The sequence below is a fragment of the Pseudomonas sp. FEN genome (assembly GCF_904067045.1).
Taxonomy (GTDB): domain Bacteria; phylum Pseudomonadota; class Gammaproteobacteria; order Pseudomonadales; family Pseudomonadaceae; genus Aquipseudomonas.
This window is the reverse complement of the sequence record NZ_CAJFDC010000034.1, coordinates 1-16,559: the sequence shown is the minus strand read 5'-3', so window position 1 is coordinate 16,559 and position 16,559 is coordinate 1. Positions and strand designations below refer to the sequence as shown.

At 58.1% G+C, this 16,559-nt stretch carries 13 protein-coding genes and 3 pseudogenes; 7 read left to right on the top strand and 9 right to left on the bottom strand.

What is annotated here, in order from left to right:
- The 3 genes from PFEN_RS23650 to PFEN_RS23640 all read right to left on the bottom strand — a co-directional run.
- A partial coding sequence (locus PFEN_RS23650; protein WP_191489071.1) for an amino acid adenylation domain-containing protein occupies positions 1-1,390 on the bottom strand: 1,390 nt, incomplete at its 3' end.
- A gap of 22 nt (positions 1,391-1,412) precedes the next feature.
- Positions 1,413-2,408: a 4-hydroxy-2-oxovalerate aldolase gene (dmpG, locus tag PFEN_RS23645; protein WP_191488329.1), complete on the bottom strand. Its 996-nt coding sequence runs from the start codon at positions 2,406-2,408 to the stop codon at positions 1,413-1,415.
- Positions 2,405-3,283, bottom strand: a complete 879-nt coding sequence (locus PFEN_RS23640; RefSeq protein ID WP_224771006.1) for an acetaldehyde dehydrogenase (acetylating) — start codon at positions 3,281-3,283, stop codon at positions 2,405-2,407. Before PFEN_RS23640 ends, dmpG (PFEN_RS23645) begins: the two co-directional genes overlap by 4 nt.
- Before the next feature lie 470 nt (positions 3,284-3,753).
- On the opposite strand from PFEN_RS23640, the gene leuA (PFEN_RS23635) reads away from it, so the two are divergent.
- The 4 genes and pseudogenes from leuA (PFEN_RS23635) (at position 3,754) to PFEN_RS30855 (ending at position 8,227) form a co-directional block, all read left to right on the top strand.
- Positions 3,754-5,448, top strand: a complete 1,695-nt coding sequence (leuA, locus tag PFEN_RS23635; RefSeq protein ID WP_191488327.1) for a 2-isopropylmalate synthase — start codon at positions 3,754-3,756, stop codon at positions 5,446-5,448.
- A gap of 1 nt (position 5,449) precedes the next feature.
- Positions 5,450-6,189, top strand: a pseudogene (locus PFEN_RS23630) (AraC family transcriptional regulator).
- Positions 6,190-6,414: 225 nt separating this feature from the next.
- A pseudogene (locus PFEN_RS23625) lies at positions 6,415-7,915 on the top strand (efflux transporter outer membrane subunit).
- A 153-nt stretch (positions 7,916-8,068) separates the two neighbouring features.
- A complete protein-coding gene (locus PFEN_RS30855) occupies positions 8,069-8,227 on the top strand; it encodes a hypothetical protein (protein WP_412071474.1) in 159 nt (52 codons plus the stop codon).
- A 127-nt stretch (positions 8,228-8,354) separates the two neighbouring features.
- Here PFEN_RS30855 and PFEN_RS31630 read toward each other — a convergent pair.
- From PFEN_RS31630 to leuA (PFEN_RS23600), 6 genes and pseudogenes are all read right to left on the bottom strand, one after another.
- Positions 8,355-8,480 (bottom strand): annotated as a pseudogene (locus tag PFEN_RS31630) (HlyD family secretion protein); the annotation flags it as partial.
- Positions 8,477-8,638, bottom strand: coding sequence for a hypothetical protein (locus PFEN_RS31625; RefSeq protein WP_412071473.1), 162 nt, complete (start codon positions 8,636-8,638; stop codon positions 8,477-8,479). The pseudogene PFEN_RS31630 and the gene PFEN_RS31625, both read right to left, overlap by 4 nt.
- Positions 8,635-9,984 (bottom strand): efflux transporter outer membrane subunit, encoded by a 1,350-nt coding sequence (locus PFEN_RS23610; RefSeq protein WP_263596635.1) that lies wholly within the window; start codon positions 9,982-9,984, stop codon positions 8,635-8,637. Before PFEN_RS23610 ends, PFEN_RS31625 begins: the two co-directional genes overlap by 4 nt.
- A 17-nt stretch (positions 9,985-10,001) precedes the next feature.
- Entirely contained in the window at positions 10,002-10,136 is a 135-nt protein-coding gene (locus tag PFEN_RS31145; RefSeq protein ID WP_263596634.1) for a hypothetical protein, read from the bottom strand.
- A 225-nt stretch (positions 10,137-10,361) separates the two neighbouring features.
- Positions 10,362-11,102 carry an AraC family transcriptional regulator gene (locus PFEN_RS23605; protein WP_191488326.1) on the bottom strand — a complete coding sequence of 247 codons (741 nt, stop codon included), beginning with the start codon at positions 11,100-11,102 and terminating at the stop codon, positions 10,362-10,364.
- A 1-nt stretch (position 11,103) separates the two neighbouring features.
- Positions 11,104-12,798, bottom strand: coding sequence for a 2-isopropylmalate synthase (leuA, locus tag PFEN_RS23600; protein WP_191488327.1), 1,695 nt, complete (start codon positions 12,796-12,798; stop codon positions 11,104-11,106).
- Between the two features lie 470 nt (positions 12,799-13,268).
- Here leuA (PFEN_RS23600) and PFEN_RS23595 point away from each other — a divergent pair, with 470 nt between their 5' ends.
- The 3 genes from PFEN_RS23595 to PFEN_RS23585 all read left to right on the top strand — a co-directional run.
- A complete protein-coding gene (locus PFEN_RS23595) occupies positions 13,269-14,147 on the top strand; it encodes an acetaldehyde dehydrogenase (acetylating) (RefSeq protein ID WP_224771006.1) in 879 nt (292 codons plus the stop codon).
- Complete coding sequence (gene dmpG, locus PFEN_RS23590) at positions 14,144-15,139, top strand: 4-hydroxy-2-oxovalerate aldolase (protein WP_191488329.1); 996 nt, start codon at positions 14,144-14,146, stop codon at positions 15,137-15,139. The genes PFEN_RS23595 and dmpG (PFEN_RS23590) overlap by 4 nt, the downstream gene beginning before the upstream one ends.
- A gap of 22 nt (positions 15,140-15,161) precedes the next feature.
- Positions 15,162-16,559 (top strand): amino acid adenylation domain-containing protein (locus tag PFEN_RS23585; RefSeq protein WP_191489070.1); only part of this gene is annotated, 1,398 nt, incomplete at its 3' end.

Below are 16,559 nucleotides of genomic sequence, written 5' to 3'. Positions count from 1 at the left end.
CGAAGGCGGTGAGCTCCGGTTCCTGGTCAGGGAGGGCCTGGGTGTTCAAGACAATGGCATCCTCAATCGCCGGCAAGGCATTGCGAACCCCATTCTCGATCTCGGACAGATTCACGAGCATGCCGCGGATCTTGATCTGGTTATCTCGTCGCCCCAGGCAGATCGACTTGTCGTCCGACACGCGCCGAGCGTAATCCCCGGTGAAGTAGACGAGACGCACGACGTCATCGATGGATACGTGCCTGAAACGTTCCGCCTGCAGAGAAGGGTTGTTCAGATAGCCTCTGCCGACACCCATGCCGGAGATCACGATCTGACCAATGTCTCCCACGGCAACCGGACGATCCTCGTCATCAAGAATGTCCACGCGGCAATTACCAACAGGGTTGCCCATGGGAATGCCTTCGGCCAGATAGGTCTGGTAGTCAGACATGGTGTAAGACGTCGCCACGTCCGTGCATTCAGCAACGCCGTACTGGTGGATCAAATTGCATGCGGAGCCTTTTTTCCGGGCCCAATCCATCACCCGGGCGGTTGCCAGTGCCTCACCGCCGATAAACAGATGCCGTAGCGTCCCCAGGCGGTCCCCGGCCTGGCCGGCCTGGATGATCAGATAGAGGGAGCTGGGTGCCAGGTGAATGCTGCGGATTCGGTGACGTTCAATGAGATCGACAATCTCGTAGCCATCAAACACGCTACTGCTGGTGAGTGAAATTGCCGCGCCGCAATACAGTGGTGTTACCAGGCTGCGCTGGGAAATGTCGAAGCCGAATGCCGATACCAAAATGCCGTTGGCTTCCTGGTCGAGGCCATATTCATTGACATGCCAGTTGATCAGATTCGCCCAGCTGCGATGAGTAATGGCGACAGCCTTGGGAATGCCAGTAGTACCCGAAGTGAATACGGTGTAGCAAAGGTCGTTCTCCCGGGCCGGCGAGACAAATGCTTCAGCCATGGGGGCTTGCGCCAGTTGCCGGCGCAAGGATTCGATCTCGGCGACCGCGAGCGGTACTTCCTTGAGGATCTCGGCGGTCTGCGCGGTGGCGAAGATGAGTTTGAGATTCGCCAGTTGTTGAATCATCAGCATCAGTCGAGAGGCTGGATTGGCAATATCCAGCGGTACATAAGCCGCGCCGCATTTGAGAATCCCGATGATGCAGACCAGGGTCGACACAGACGGCTGGAAAAAAATCCCGACCAGGTCTCCCGCCTGAATACCTTGGGCTCTCAGATAAGCTGCCAGAGCGGAGGATTCACGATCAAGTTGGGAGTAGGTCAATGTTTCATATACGTTGCGTACGGCGACAGCATCAGGCGTTTGTGCCGCCCAATAAGCCACTTTTTCATGAATCATGGGCGCGCGAATGCCCTGCTTATCAATAAAAGACATCGATTTACTTCCTGAAGTGGAGTCAGTTGGTGGTGGAGAGTCTGGCCGCGGTCTCGATGATGATGTCTTCCTGTCCAGCCACTAACTTGCGTTGACCCAGTAGTTGATAGAGTTGAAATTCGTCCACTTTGAATTGCTCCGCCGCGCGTTTTATATGCGGTGCAAAACCGGAGAACAGGCCATGAATGCCACTGGCGATATTGGCAGCCCCAATGTGCGGAGTCAGGCAATCCAGATAGTGTTCCGAGGAGCGCGCCAGGCTGGCGGCCGCTTCAAATGAACACTGCGTCCGATACCCCAGGCGATTGAGCACTGCAATCAGGGTCTCGAGTTGAGTATTACCGGCGCCCGCGCCAAAGCCTTTGATGCAGGCGTCCAGCAGTTCGGCGCCTTCCTCAACCGCGGCGATTGAGTTCGCCACAGCCATGCCCAGATTATTGTGGGCATGAAAACCCAGTTTCGTATCGGTCAACTGCTGAATCGCCTGGATCCGCCAGCGCACATCGTCAGGGGTAAGGTAACCTGCGCTATCCATGAGAATGATTGCATCGGCGCCGTAGCTCGCCATGAGCGAGGCTTGTTCGGCGAGCACTTCCGGTTCGGCCATGTGGCTCATCATCAGGACGCCATAAACGGTCTTGCCCTGGTTTTTGACGGACTCGATATAAGGCGCGGTGATGTTGGCTTCGGTGCAATGAGAGGCGATCCGGAAGACATCGACACCCATATCGATGGCAAGCTCGAGGTCTGTCGATTTGCCCAAGCCGGGAATGAAATGAACACCCAGCCGCCCATGCCGGATCGCTGATCTGGCTGTCTCGAGCATTTTCTGGTCATTAACGCTGCTGATCCCCAACAGCGCCGAAGAGCCGCCGAGTCCGTTGCCATGGCCCACTTCAATGATGTCGATGCCGGCGGCATCCGCCTGCTCGGCATATTGACGGATCTGGTCTATTGAAAGCTGGTGTCGCACGGCATGGTTGCCATCGCGCAAAGTGCAGTCAGTAATGGTAATCATGCGGCGGTCCGCTCCCAGCAAGCAGAATGGAGTTCGGCGACAGCAATGGCGGCACAATTGATAATGTCCAGGTTGCCAGCGTAGGCCGGCAGGTAATCACCGCTACCTCGCACAGTCACGCTCATGGTCAGGTGGCCCTTCGATTCGATGGGCTCCAGGACCATCTGGTAGCCGGGAACATATTGTTGAACGCGAGCAACCATCTGCCTGACACTCGCCCGAACTTTCTCGATGCATTCATAGTTGCCCTTGGCGAACACTGTCGTCTGCATGTCGATGCCAGGTTTGGCCGGGTTGATATTCAGAACCGCCTTGGTCATGCCAGCGCCGCTGAAATGCCGCAAGGCTTGTTCGGTGGTCAAAATGTACTGATTGATGTTTTCTCGGGTCGCCAGACCGGCGCTGTTTGACGCGATGGTCGAGGCGACTTCGATATATTCCAGGGACTGGAAAGACTGAGCGATCGCATAGGCCAATGGGATGCTTGCCTGGCCGCCACAAGTGATCAGATTCACGTTGCGCTCGTTGGCCATGCTGTCCAGATTGATCGACGGTACGCAGATCGCCCCGATCTTCGCGGGCGTCATGTCTATCGCAAACAGGTTGGCCTTGCGAAACACCTGGTCGTTGATCCGGTGAGATTGCGCGGAGGTCGCATCGAAAACAATGTCGAGCTCATCGCCGTGCTCGGCCAAAAACTCAATCCCCTCGGCTGAGGTTGCAATGCCCAATTCGCGGGCCCTGGCCAGACCGTCGCTATTGGGACTGCGCCCTATCACCATTCTCAGATCGAGATGATGAGAACGCATCGCCTTGTACATCAAATCTATCCCTATGCTTCCCGATCCGATGATCGCGGCGCGTTTGCGAGGCATTGCTGATTCCATTTTCGCTGGCTCCTGACCTGACATCCTTTACCGTTACCTCGCTTGGGACCCCTACCTGCTAGTGGGGCCCTAGCCCGTTTAGTAACGATAATCAGCCGCCCAGGGATTTGCTTGTACGTTCTTGGGTTCAGGCAAAAGATGCGAGGGGCTGATGATCCACAGCCGTTTTCGCGCCCATTGCCGAGGGTGTGTCTGTTGACGATGGACTGGAAGGTTTAGCCAAGGTAGGTAAGTCCGCTTGCCACGCGTCCAAGATGGTCTTGATCGGACTCCAGTAGGAGTAAAAACCAAAAAATCGCCTGTAATTGGTGTTTTCAGTGTTTTTTTTTATCTTTCGGATCTGATTTCGCAATTTGTATCAAGCTATGTTCGACTAGCATTGGATCCAAAGGTCGGTGGTGCAAAGCCCCCTTGGCCGGCCGCGGACGAAACGGTTCTAAATAAAAAGGAGAAACACCATGATGCTCAAGGATCCTTCCAGCAAATATCGACACTTCGCCACCGTGGACCTGGCGGACCGCCAATGGCCCAATCTTGTCCAGAAAGCGGCGCCTACCTGGTGTAGCGTTGATATGCGTGATGGCAATCAGGCGTTGATTGAGCCCATGAATGCGGAGCGCAAGCGCCGGTTCTTCGAGCTGTTGGTCAAGGTCGGTTTCAAGGAAATAGAAGTGGGCTTTCCGGCCGCATCGCAAACCGATTTCGACTACGTTCGCGAGCTGATTGACAGTAACGCGATTCCCGACGATGTCACCATTCAGGTCATGACTCAGGCTCGCAGCCATCTCATCGAGCGGACTTTCGAAGCGCTAAAAGGGGTTCCGCGTGCCATTGTGCATGTCTACAACGCCACGGCGCCGGTGTTTCGTGATGTGGTGTTTGGCGTCGACCGTGCGGGTTGCATCGAGATCGCCACGCAGGCGACTCGAGAGATCAAGCGTCACATGGAGAACAATCCAGGCACGCAGTGGACCTTCCAGTATTCCCCTGAAACCTTTTGCTTCACCGAGTTGGATTTCGGCCTGGAAATCTGTGAGGCGGTGACGGACGTCTTTGCGCCTACCCCGGACAACAAGATGATCCTGAATCTGCCGACCACGGTCGAAGTGTCTACCGCGAATGTCTTTGCCGATCAGATTGAATGGTTCTGTCGACATTTCAGTCGCCGTGACAGCGTTGTCATCAGTGTTCATCCGCATAATGACCGGGGCACCGGTGTCGCCACCGCCGAGCAAGCGTGCCTGGCCGGTGCCGAGCGCGTGGAAGGCACCCTGTTCGGTAATGGCGAGCGAACCGGCAACGTCGATATCCTGACCTTGGCGATGAATCTCTACACCAGCGGCATAGACCCGCAGCTTGATTTTTCGGACATCATTCACGTACAGCGCGAAGTAGAGCACTGTAATCAACTGCCTACTCATCCTCGTCATCCCTATGCGGGTGAGCTGGTGTTCACCGCATTTTCAGGTTCGCACCAAGATGCGATCAAGAAAGGTTTTGCCGCGCGCCAGGCCAACCCTGACGGCTTCTGGGAAGTTCCTTACCTGCCGATTGACCCCGCCGATATGGGGCGCAGCTACGAGGCGGTGATACGCGTCAACAGCCAATCGGGTAAAGGCGGGGTTGCCTATCTGCTTGAGCAGCAGGGTATTGTCATGCCGCGCCGGTTGCAGATGGAGTTCAGCAGCTTGGTCCAGCAGGAGGCGGACGGTTCGGGTCAGGAGATCAGTGGCGAGATGATACTGGCGTGTTTTACCCAGCACTACCTGGATCAGGGGAATCCCTACACGCTGGCGCAGCCTAAATTGGTCAGCGAAGGTGATGTGACCTACCTGGAGGGAACGCTGCATGCCGGCAGGGACAGGATCGACCTGAGCGGTGAGGGCAACGGTCCGTTGGCGGCGCTGGTCGATGCCTTTGCCCATCGTGGCCTGATCTTCGATATCGCGGATTATCACGAGCACTCTACCCGCGATGGCGCGCAAGCGGAGGCACTGGCCTATGTCGAGATTCGCGTGGGCAACCAGTTGCTGTTTGGTGCGGCGCGTGACGGCAGCAGCTTGCTGGCTTCCCTCAAGGCGCTGACCAGCGCAGTCAATCGCGCGTCGCGCCTTGGGCTGTTGAACGTGCTGAGCACAGCGGTGCCGTCCTGAGATGAACGCGCACACAGCCCTGGCCGCGCTGGCCGGTAACTACTGTCATGGCGACATAGTTGCTTCGCATCGGCATACCGAGGGGCAACTGGTGCATGCCATTGACGGCGTGATGCTGGTCTCGGTAGCTGGCACGACCTGGATCGTGCCTTCCGGGCATGCGCTCTGGGTACCTTCGGGTAGGGAACATCAGGTCCGTATGACGGGCGACGTCCGTATGCGCACGTTACTGATTACCCGGGTGCCCACAGCGCCCTGGCGGAAGAATGCCAGGTTATCAAGGTGTCGCCACTGTTGCGTGAGTTGATCGTGGCGGCCGCGGGTGAGCTCAATGATGAAGGTGCTCGATTGCGCCATGCACAGATCGTCGATCTGATTTTCTCGGAGCTCGCCAGGGCGCAGCCGGTAATGGCTCATGTACCTATCCCTGCCGAGCCTCGACTGAAGTCGCTCTGTGCCGACTTTATCGACAATCCCTCCCAGGAGTCGAAGCTGGAAAGTTGGGCAGGGCAACTGAACATGAGTTCACGGACCCTGGCTCGCTTGTTCCAGAAAGAACTGGGCATGAGCTACAGCGAGTGGCGCAAACGCACGCGGTTGCTGCTCAGTCTGCAGCGATTGGCTTCTGGCGCGTCGATTCTGGAAGTGGCGCTGGAGCATGGTTACCAAAGCCCCAGTGCATTCACCGCGATGTTCAAGCGCACCATGGGTTACACCCCGAGCAATTGCCGTTCGGTCTAGCTCCTTCCTTGAAATCCAATAGTCCTTGCCGAGCATGGTCGACCCTTACGGGCGACCATGCCTCGGCATGTCTGTGGTTTGGCGGCTTGGAGGCTGAGCCCCACGGTTTTCAAAGGCAGATTGTTCAGTTGTCCTAATCGAAACGATGGTTGTCTGGAACTCAGGAGAAGCGGGAGTGGCCGCTCCCATAACCTGCGTCTCTACTCAGAACTCTGGATGCTTGCGATGCGCTCGCCCTTTTTTACCGCGTGGCACGGCCATATTCCGCTCTTGGGCATGGCGGCCATTCTTTTGACCGGCTGCTCCACATGGATCACCCATCAGCCGGCACAACCGCATCTGGCGCGCATCAACCCCCTGAGCAGCTTGCCTCAAGGCGTGTCCGCCCAAGCGCTGCCCGAACGATGGTGGCGGTTGTACAACGACCCAGACTTGACCGCCTGGTGGAGCAGGCATTGCTCCATAACCGGGATCTGGCGACGGCCCAGGCCCATGTCCAATCGATGCTGGCCGGGATCACGCAGGCCGACGCCGAGCGCTGGCCATCCACTCAGGCATCACTCGGCGCCACTTACGGCAAATCTGCCGATGACCAGACGCTGGCCAAGGCTACCGATAGCCATGCCCCCTCGCAGTGGCAGTTCAATCCCGGCTTTGAACTGGCCTATCAGGTGGATATCTGGGGCCAGGTTCAGCACAGCATCGAACGCGCCCGGGTCCAGGCCGCCGCCGCGCAGGATGCGGAAGATCTGCTGCGCGTCACCGTCGCCGCACAAACCACCCGCGCCTATGTGAATGCCTGTGCCTTGGGCGCGCGAGCCAAGGTCCAGCGCGACTCTCTGGACGTCGTTGCGCAAAGCCTTGCGCTGATCGACCGACAGCGCCGGGCCGGGTTGGTGACTGATCTGGAATACACCCGGATGCAGGTGCTGCAGGGGGAAACCCTGGCCTTGTTGCCGATGCTCGAAGCGCGTCGGCAGGTAGCGTTGTACGAGCTGGCGATGTTGACCGGTGTTACCGACCTGAAGCAGGACCCGCGGCCGCGGCCTGTGAAGCCGTACCGCAGCTCAATGCCGAGTTGCCGGTGGGGGATGGCTGGCGGTTGTTGGCGCGTCGCCCGGATATTCGCCAAGCCGAGCGGGTATTGCAGGCGGCCTCGCTGCAGGTGGATATCGTTCAGGCGGATTTGTACCCGAAGGTGACCTTTGGCGGTTCGCTGTCCTCGTCCAGTCATGCGCTGAATGAGCTGGGGCACAGTAGTGCGGTGATGTTCGGCATCGGCCCGTTGATCACCTGGCAATTTCCCAATTGGCAAGCCAATCGCGCACGGGTCAACCAAGCCCAGGCGCTGGAGCGGGGCGAAGTGGCGCAATTTGAAGCCAGCGTGCTCAAGGCGCTCAAGGAAGTGCGGCAGGCCCTGGCCTTGTATGACGGTGAGCGTCAGCGCCACGCGGCCTTGAGTCAGGCCCTGGACGGTAGCCGCAAGGCCTTCAAGCTGGCCCAGCTCAATTACGACGCCGGCTCGATCGACTTCCTTGATGTGCTGGACAGCGAGCGTCAACTGATTCGCCTGCAAGCCACCCGCGCCGACGCGGATGGCCAATTGTTGCAGCGCCAGATCGCCCTGTTTCGAGCCCTCGGCGGTGGTTGGCAGTCTGCCTCCTCCGAGACCTCTGTCGATGCGTCCTCGCATGCTTCTGTCACCTTTTCCGGTACCCAGCCATGAATATTGCCGTTGATGAAAAAACCGCGTTCCAGAGCGAGCAGGAGAGCGTGGTCCAGCAGCTCATGCATGATCGCAAGCAGCGCCGTAAAAGAATCTGATCCTGTTGGGCGGCGGCGTGCTGTTGGTCGGCGCCTTGGCGTTCGGGTTTACTGGATGAGCGTCGGTCGATATCTGGAACAGACCGATGATGCCTATGTGCGCGCGGATTGGATTCCCATCAGTGCGCGGGTGTCCGGCTATGTTGCTCAGGTGCTGGTGGAGATGACCAGCCGTGAAGGCGGGGACGTGCTTGGTACGCATCGAGGACCGTGATTCGGTGACCTGCAGGTTGACCTGTTGTGCAACCACCGCGGCCTCGGTCTCGGCCAGTTCGGCGCGAGGCCTGATCCAGTCGGGCCTGATAGTCACGGTCCTCGATGCGTACCAGCACGTCCCCCGCCTTCACCGGCTGGTCATCCTCCACCAGCACCTGAGCAACATAGCCGGACACCCGCGCACTGATGGGAATCCAATCCGCGCGCACATAGGCATCATCGGTCTGTTCCAGATATCGACCGACGCTCATCCAGTAAACCCGAACGCCAAGGCGCCGACCAACAGCACGCCGCCGCCCAACAGGATCAGATTCCTTTTACGGCGCTGCTTGCGATCATGCATGAGCTGCTGGACCACGCTCTCCTGCTCGCTCTGGAACGCGGTTTTTTCATCAACGGCAATATTCATGGCTGGGTACCGGAAAAGGTGACAGAAGCATGCGAGGACGCATCGACAGAGGTCTCGGAGGAGGCAGACTGCCAACCACCGCCGAGGGCTCGAAACAGGGCGATCTGGCGCTGCAACAATTGGCCATCCGCGTCGGCGCGGGTGGCTTGCAGGCGAATCAGTTGACGCTCGCTGTCCAGCACATCAAGGAAGTCGATCGAGCCGGCGTCGTAATTGAGCTGGGCCAGCTTGAAGGCCTTGCGGCTACCGTCCAGGGCCTGACTCAAGGCCGCGTGGCGCTGACGCTCACCGTCATACAAGGCCAGGGCCTGCCGCACTTCCTTGAGCGCCTTGAGCACGCTGGCTTCAAATTGCGCCACTTCGCCCCGCTCCAGCGCCTGGGCTTGGTTGACCCGTGCGCGATTGGCTTGCCAATTGGGAAATTGCCAGGTGATCAACGGGCCGATGCCGAACATCACCGCACTACTGTGCCCCAGCTCATTCAGCGCATGACTGGACGAGGACAGCGAACCGCCAAAGGTCACCTTCGGGTACAAATCCGCCTGAACGATATCCACCTGCAGCGAGGCCGCCTGCAATACCCGCTCGGCTTGGCGAATATCCGGGCGACGCGCCAACAACCGCCAGCCATCCCCCACCGGCAACTCGGCATTGAGCTGCGGTACGGCTTCACAGGCCGCGGCCGCGGGGTCCTGCTTCAGGTCGGTAACACCGGTCAACATCGCCAGCTCGTACAACGCTACCTGCCGACGCGCTTCGAGCATCGGCAACAAGGCCAGGGTTTCCCCCTGCAGCACCTGCATCCGGGTGTATTCCAGATCAGTCACCAACCCGGCCCGGCGCTGTCGGTCGATCAGCGCAAGGCTTTGCGCAACGACGTCCAGAGAGTCGCGCTGGACCTTGGCTCGCGCGCCCAAGGCACAGGCATTCACATAGGCGCGGGTGGTTTGTGCGGCGACGGTGACGCGCAGCAGATCTTCCGCATCCTGCGCGGCGGCGGCCTGGACCCGGGCGCGTTCGATGCTGTGCTGAACCTGGCCCCAGATATCCACCTGATAGGCCAGTTCAAAGCCGGGATTGAACTGCCACTGCGAGGGGGCATGGCTATCGGTAGCCTTGGCCAGCGTCTGGTCATCGGCAGATTTGCCGTAAGTGGCGCCGAGTGATGCCTGAGTGGATGGCCAGCGCTCGGCGTCGGCCTGCGTGATCCCGGCCAGCATCGATTGGACATGGGCCTGGGCCGTCGCCAGATCCCGGTTATGGAGCAATGCCTGCTCCACCAGGCGGTCAAGTCTGGGGTCGTTGTACAACCGCCACCATCGTTCGGGCAGCGCTTGGGCGGACACGCCTTGAGGCAAGCTGCTCAGGGGTTGATGCGCGCCAGATGCGGTTGTGCCGGCTGATGGGTGATCCATGTGGAGCAGCCGGTCAAAAGAATGGCCGCCATGCCCAAGAGCGGAATATGGCCGTGCCACGCGGTAAAAAAGGGCGAGCGCATCGCAAGCATCCAGAGTTCTGAGTAGAGACGCAGGTTATGGGAGCGGCCACTCCCGCTTCTCCTGAGTTCCAGACAACCATCGTTTCGATTAGGACAACTGAACAATCTGCCTTTGAAAACCGTGGGGCTCAGCCTCCAAGCCGCCAAACCACAGACATGCCGAGGCATGGTCGCCCGTAAGGGTCGACCATGCTCGGCAAGGACTATTGGATTTCAAGGAAGGAGCTAGACCGAACGGCAATTGCTCGGGGTGTAACCCATGGTGCGCTTGAACATCGCGGTGAATGCACTGGGGCTTTGGTAACCATGCTCCAGCGCCACTTCCAGAATCGACGCGCCAGAAGCCAATCGCTGCAGACTGAGCAGCAACCGCGTGCGTTTGCGCCACTCGCTGTAGCTCATGCCCAGTTCTTTCTGGAACAAGCGAGCCAGGGTCCGTGAACTCATGTTCAGTTGCCCTGCCCAACTTTCCAGCTTCGACTCCTGGGAGGGATTGTCGATAAAGTCGGCACAGAGCGACTTCAGTCGAGGCTCGGCAGGGATAGGTACATGAGCCATTACCGGCTGCGCCCTGGCGAGCTCCGAGAAAATCAGATCGACGATCTGTGCATGGCGCAATCGAGCACCTTCATCATTGAGCTCACCCGCGGCCGCCACGATCAACTCACGCAACAGTGGCGACACCTTGATAACCTGGCATTCTTCCGCCAGGGCGCTGTGGGCACCCGGGGTAATCAGTAACGTGCGCATACGGACGTCGCCCGTCATACGGACCTGATGTTCCCTACCCGAAGGTACCCAGAGCGCATGCCCGGAAGGCACGATCCAGGTCGTGCCAGCTACCGAGACCAGCATCACGCCGTCAATGGCATGCACCAGTTGCCCCTCGGTATGCCGATGCGAAGCAACTATGTCGCCATGACAGTAGTTACCGGCCAGCGCGGCCAGGGCTGTGTGCGCGTTCATCTCAGGACGGCACCGCTGTGCTCAGCACGTTCAACAGCCCAAGGCGCGACGCGCGATTGACTGCGCTGGTCAGCGCCTTGAGGGAAGCCAGCAAGCTGCTGCCGTCACGCGCCGCACCAAACAGCAACTGGTTGCCCACGCGAATCTCGACATAGGCCAGTGCCTCCGCTTGCGCGCCATCGCGGGTAGAGTGCTCGTGATAATCCGCGATATCGAAGATCAGGCCACGATGGGCAAAGGCATCGACCAGCGCCGCCAACGGACCGTTGCCCTCACCGCTCAGGTCGATCCTGTCCCTGCCGGCATGCAGCGTTCCCTCCAGGTAGGTCACATCACCTTCGCTGACCAATTTAGGCTGCGCCAGCGTGTAGGGATTCCCCTGATCCAGGTAGTGCTGGGTAAAACACGCCAGTATCATCTCGCCACTGATCTCCTGACCCGAACCGTCCGCCTCCTGCTGGACCAAGCTGCTGAACTCCATCTGCAACCGGCGCGGCATGACAATACCCTGCTGCTCAAGCAGATAGGCAACCCCGCCTTTACCCGATTGGCTGTTGACGCGTATCACCGCCTCGTAGCTGCGCCCCATATCGGCGGGGTCAATCGGCAGGTAAGGAACTTCCCAGAAGCCGTCAGGGTTGGCCTGGCGCGCGGCAAAACCTTTCTTGATCGCATCTTGGTGCGAACCTGAAAATGCGGTGAACACCAGCTCACCCGCATAGGGATGACGAGGATGAGTAGGCAGTTGATTACAGTGCTCTACTTCGCGCTGTACGTGAATGATGTCCGAAAAATCAAGCTGCGGGTCTATGCCGCTGGTGTAGAGATTCATCGCCAAGGTCAGGATATCGACGTTGCCGGTTCGCTCGCCATTACCGAACAGGGTGCCTTCCACGCGCTCGGCACCGGCCAGGCACGCTTGCTCGGCGGTGGCGACACCGGTGCCCCGGTCATTATGCGGATGAACACTGATGACAACGCTGTCACGGCGACTGAAATGTCGACAGAACCATTCAATCTGATCGGCAAAGACATTCGCGGTAGACACTTCGACCGTGGTCGGCAGATTCAGGATCATCTTGTTGTCCGGGGTAGGCGCAAAGACGTCCGTCACCGCCTCACAGATTTCCAGGCCGAAATCCAACTCGGTGAAGCAAAAGGTTTCAGGGGAATACTGGAAGGTCCACTGCGTGCCTGGATTGTTCTCCATGTGACGCTTGATCTCTCGAGTCGCCTGCGTGGCGATCTCGATGCAACCCGCACGGTCGACGCCAAACACCACATCACGAAACACCGGCGCCGTGGCGTTGTAGACATGCACAATGGCACGCGGAACCCCTTTTAGCGCTTCGAAAGTCCGCTCGATGAGATGGCTGCGAGCCTGAGTCATGACCTGAATGGTGACATCGTCGGGAATCGCGTTACTGTCAATCAGCTCGCGAACGTAGTCGAAATCGGTTTGCGATGCGGCCGGAAAGCCCACTTCTATTTCCTTGAAACCGACCTTGACCAACAGCTCGAAGAACCGGCGCTTGCGCTCCGCATTCATGGGCTCAATCAACGCCTGATTGCCATCACGCATATCAACGCTACACCAGGTAGGCGCCGCTTTCTGGACAAGATTGGGCCATTGGCGGTCCGCCAGGTCCACGGTGGCGAAGTGTCGATATTTGCTGGAAGGATCCTTGAGCATCATGGTGTTTCTCCTTTTTATTTAGAACCGTTTCGTCCGCGGCCGGCCAAGGGGGCTTTGCACCACCGACCTTTGGATCCAATGCTAGTCGAACATAGCTTGATACAAATTGCGAAATCAGATCCGAAAGATAAAAAAAAACACTGAAAACACCAATTACAGGCGATTTTTTGGTTTTTACTCCTACTGGAGTCCGATCAAGACCATCTTGGACGCGTGGCAAGCGGACTTACCTACCTTGGCTAAACCTTCCAGTCCATCGTCAACAGACACACCCTCGGCAATGGGCGCGAAAACGGCTGTGGATCATCAGCCCCTCGCATCTTTTGCCTGAACCCAAGAACGTACAAGCAAATCCCTGGGCGGCTGATTATCGTTACTAAACGGGCTAGGGCCCCACTAGCAGGTAGGGGTCCCAAGCGAGGTAACGGTAAAGGATGTCAGGTCAGGAGCCAGCGAAAATGGAATCAGCAATGCCTCGCAAACGCGCCGCGATCATCGGATCGGGAAGCATAGGGATAGATTTGATGTACAAGGCGATGCGTTCTCATCATCTCGATCTGAGAATGGTGATAGGGCGCAGTCCCAATAGCGACGGTCTGGCCAGGGCCCGCGAATTGGGCATTGCAACCTCAGCCGAGGGGATTGAGTTTTTGGCCGAGCACGGCGATGAGCTCGACATTGTTTTCGATGCGACCTCCGCGCAATCTCACCGGATCAACGACCAGGTGTTTCGCAAGGCCAACCTGTTTGCGATAGACATGACGCCCGCGAAGATCGGGGCGATCTGCGTACCGTCGATCAATCTGGACAGCATGGCCAACGAGCGCAACGTGAATCTGATCACTTGTGGCGGCCAGGCAAGCATCCCATTGGCCTATGCGATCGCTCAGTCTTTCCAGTCCCTGGAATATATCGAAGTCGCCTCGACCATCGCGTCAAACAGCGCCGGTCTGGCGACCCGAGAAAACATCAATCAGTACATTTTGACCACCGAACAAGCCTTGCGGCATTTCAGCGGCGCTGGCATGACCAAGGCGGTTCTGAATATCAACCCGGCCAAACCTGGCATCGACATGCAGACGACAGTGTTCGCCAAGGGCAACTATGAATGCATCGAGAAAGTTCGGGCGAGTGTCAGGCAGATGGTTGCTCGCGTTCAACAATATGTTCCCGGCTACCAGATGGTCCTGGAGCCCATCGAATCGAAGGGCCACCTGACCATGAGCGTGACTGTGCGAGGTAGCGGTGATTACCTGCCGGCCTACGCTGGCAACCTGGACATTATCAATTGTGCCGCCATTGCTGTCGCCGAACTCCATTCTGCTTGCTGGGAGCGGACCGCCGCATGATTACCATTACTGACTGCACTTTGCGCGATGGCAACCATGCCGTGCGACACCAGCTTTCAATAGACCAGATCCGTCAATATGCCGAGCAGGCGGATGCCGCCGGCATCGACATCATTGAAGTGGGCCATGGCAACGGACTCGGCGGCTCTTCGGCGCTGTTGGGGATCAGCAGCGTTAATGACCAGAAAATGCTCGAGACAGCCAGATCAGCGATCCGGCATGGGCGGCTGGGTGTTCATTTCATTCCCGGCTTGGGCAAATCGACAGACCTCGAGCTTGCCATCGATATGGGTGTCGATGTCTTCCGGATCGCCTCTCATTGCACCGAAGCCAACATCACCGCGCCTTATATCGAGTCCGTCAAAAACCAGGGCAAGACCGTTTATGGCGTCCTGATGATGAGCCACATGGCCGAACCGGAAGTGCTCGCCGAACAAGCCTCGCTCATGGCGAGCTACGGCGCCGATGCAATCATTCTCATGGATAGCGCAGGTTACCTTACCCCTGACGATGTGCGCTGGCGGATCCAGGCGATTCAGCAGTTGACCGATACGAAACTGGGTTTTCATGCCCACAATAATCTGGGCATGGCTGTGGCGAACTCAATCGCCGCGGTTGAGGAAGGCGCCGAACTGCTGGACGCCTGCATCAAAGGCTTTGGCGCGGGCGCCGGTAATACTCAACTCGAGACCCTGATTGCAGTGCTCAATCGCCTGGGGTATCGGACGCAGTGTTCATTTGAAGCGGCCGCCAGCCTGGCGCGCTCCTCGGAACACTATCTGGATTGCCTGACTCCGCACATTGGGGCTGCCAATATCGCCAGTGGCATTCATGGCCTGTTCTCCGGTTTTGCACCGCATATAAAACGCGCGGCGGAGCAATTCAAAGTGGACGAATTTCAACTCTATCAACTACTGGGTCAACGCAAGTTAGTGGCTGGACAGGAAGACATCATCATCGAGACCGCGGCCAGACTCTCCACCACCAACTGACTCCACTTCAGGAAGTAAATCGATGTCTTTTATTGATAAGCAGGGCATTCGCGCGCCCATGATTCATGAAAAAGTGGCTTATTGGGCGGCACAAACGCCTGATGCTGTCGCCGTACGCAACGTATATGAAACATTGACCTACTCCCAACTTGATCGTGAATCCTCCGCTCTGGCAGCTTATCTGAGAGCCCAAGGTATTCAGGCGGGAGACCTGGTCGGGATTTTTTTCCAGCCGTCTGTGTCGACCCTGGTCTGCATCATCGGGATTCTCAAATGCGGCGCGGCTTATGTACCGCTGGATATTGCCAATCCAGCCTCTCGACTGATGCTGATGATTCAACAACTGGCGAATCTCAAACTCATCTTCGCCACCGCGCAGACCGCCGAGATCCTCAAGGAAGTACCGCTCGCGGTCGCCGAGATCGAATCCTTGCGCCGGCAACTGGCGCAAGCCCCCATGGCTGAAGCATTTGTCTCGCCGGCCCGGGAGAACGACCTTTGCTACACCGTATTCACTTCGGGTACTACTGGCATTCCCAAGGCTGTCGCCATTACTCATCGCAGCTGGGCGAATCTGATCAACTGGCATGTCAATGAATATGGCCTCGACCAGGAAGCCAACGGCATTTTGGTATCGGCATTCGGCTTCGACATTTCCCAGCGCAGCCTGGTAACACCACTGTATTGCGGCGCGGCAATTTCACTCACCAGCAGTAGCGTGTTTGATGGCTACGAGATTGTCGATCTCATTGAACGTCACCGAATCCGCAGCATTCACCTGGCACCCAGCTCCCTCTATCTGATCATCCAGGCCGGCCAGGCCGGGGACCGCCTGGGGACGCTACGGCATCTGTTTATCGGCGGTGAGGCACTGGCAACCGCCCGGGTGATGGATTGGGCCCGGAAAAAAGGCTCCGCATGCAATTTGATCCACCAGTACGGCGTTGCTGAATGCACGGACGTGGCGACGTCTTACACCATGTCTGACTACCAGACCTATCTGGCCGAAGGCATTCCCATGGGCAACCCTGTTGGTAATTGCCGCGTGGACATTCTTGATGACGAGGATCGTCCGGTTGCCGTGGGAGACATTGGTCAGATCGTGATCTCCGGCATGGGTGTCGGCAGAGGCTATCTGAACAACCCTTCTCTGCAGGCGGAACGTTTCAGGCACGTATCCATCGATGACGTCGTGCGTCTCGTCTACTTCACCGGGGATTACGCTCGGCGCGTGTCGGACGACAAGTCGATCTGCCTGGGGCGACGAGATAACCAGATCAAGATCCGCGGCATGCTCGTGAATCTGTCCGAGATCGAGAATGGGGTTCGCAATGCCTTGCCGGCGATTGAGGATGCCATTGTCTTGAACACCCAGGCCCTCCCTGACCAGGAACCGGAGCTCACCGCCTTCGTGACCACG

What these genes read in the sequence shown, in the direction of transcription:
- dmpG (WP_191488329.1), bottom strand. Translation starts at nt 2,408, where the DNA reads ATGATTACCATTACTGACTGCACTTTGCGCGATGGCAACCATGCCGTG.
- PFEN_RS23640 (WP_224771006.1), bottom strand. Translation starts at nt 3,283, where the DNA reads ATGCCTCGCAAACGCGCCGCGATCATCGGATCGGGAAGCATAGGGATA.
- leuA (WP_191488327.1), top strand. Translation starts at nt 3,754, where the DNA reads ATGATGCTCAAGGATCCTTCCAGCAAATATCGACACTTCGCCACCGTG.
- PFEN_RS30855 (WP_412071474.1), top strand. Translation starts at nt 8,069, where the DNA reads ATGAGCGTCGGTCGATATCTGGAACAGACCGATGATGCCTATGTGCGC.
- PFEN_RS31625 (WP_412071473.1), bottom strand. Translation starts at nt 8,638, where the DNA reads ATGAATATTGCCGTTGATGAAAAAACCGCGTTCCAGAGCGAGCAGGAG.
- PFEN_RS31145 (WP_263596634.1), bottom strand. Translation starts at nt 10,136, where the DNA reads ATGCGCTCGCCCTTTTTTACCGCGTGGCACGGCCATATTCCGCTCTTG.
- PFEN_RS23605 (WP_191488326.1), bottom strand. Translation starts at nt 11,102, where the DNA reads ATGAACGCGCACACAGCCCTGGCCGCGCTGGCCGGTAACTACTGTCAT.
- leuA (WP_191488327.1), bottom strand. Translation starts at nt 12,798, where the DNA reads ATGATGCTCAAGGATCCTTCCAGCAAATATCGACACTTCGCCACCGTG.
- PFEN_RS23595 (WP_224771006.1), top strand. Translation starts at nt 13,269, where the DNA reads ATGCCTCGCAAACGCGCCGCGATCATCGGATCGGGAAGCATAGGGATA.
- dmpG (WP_191488329.1), top strand. Translation starts at nt 14,144, where the DNA reads ATGATTACCATTACTGACTGCACTTTGCGCGATGGCAACCATGCCGTG.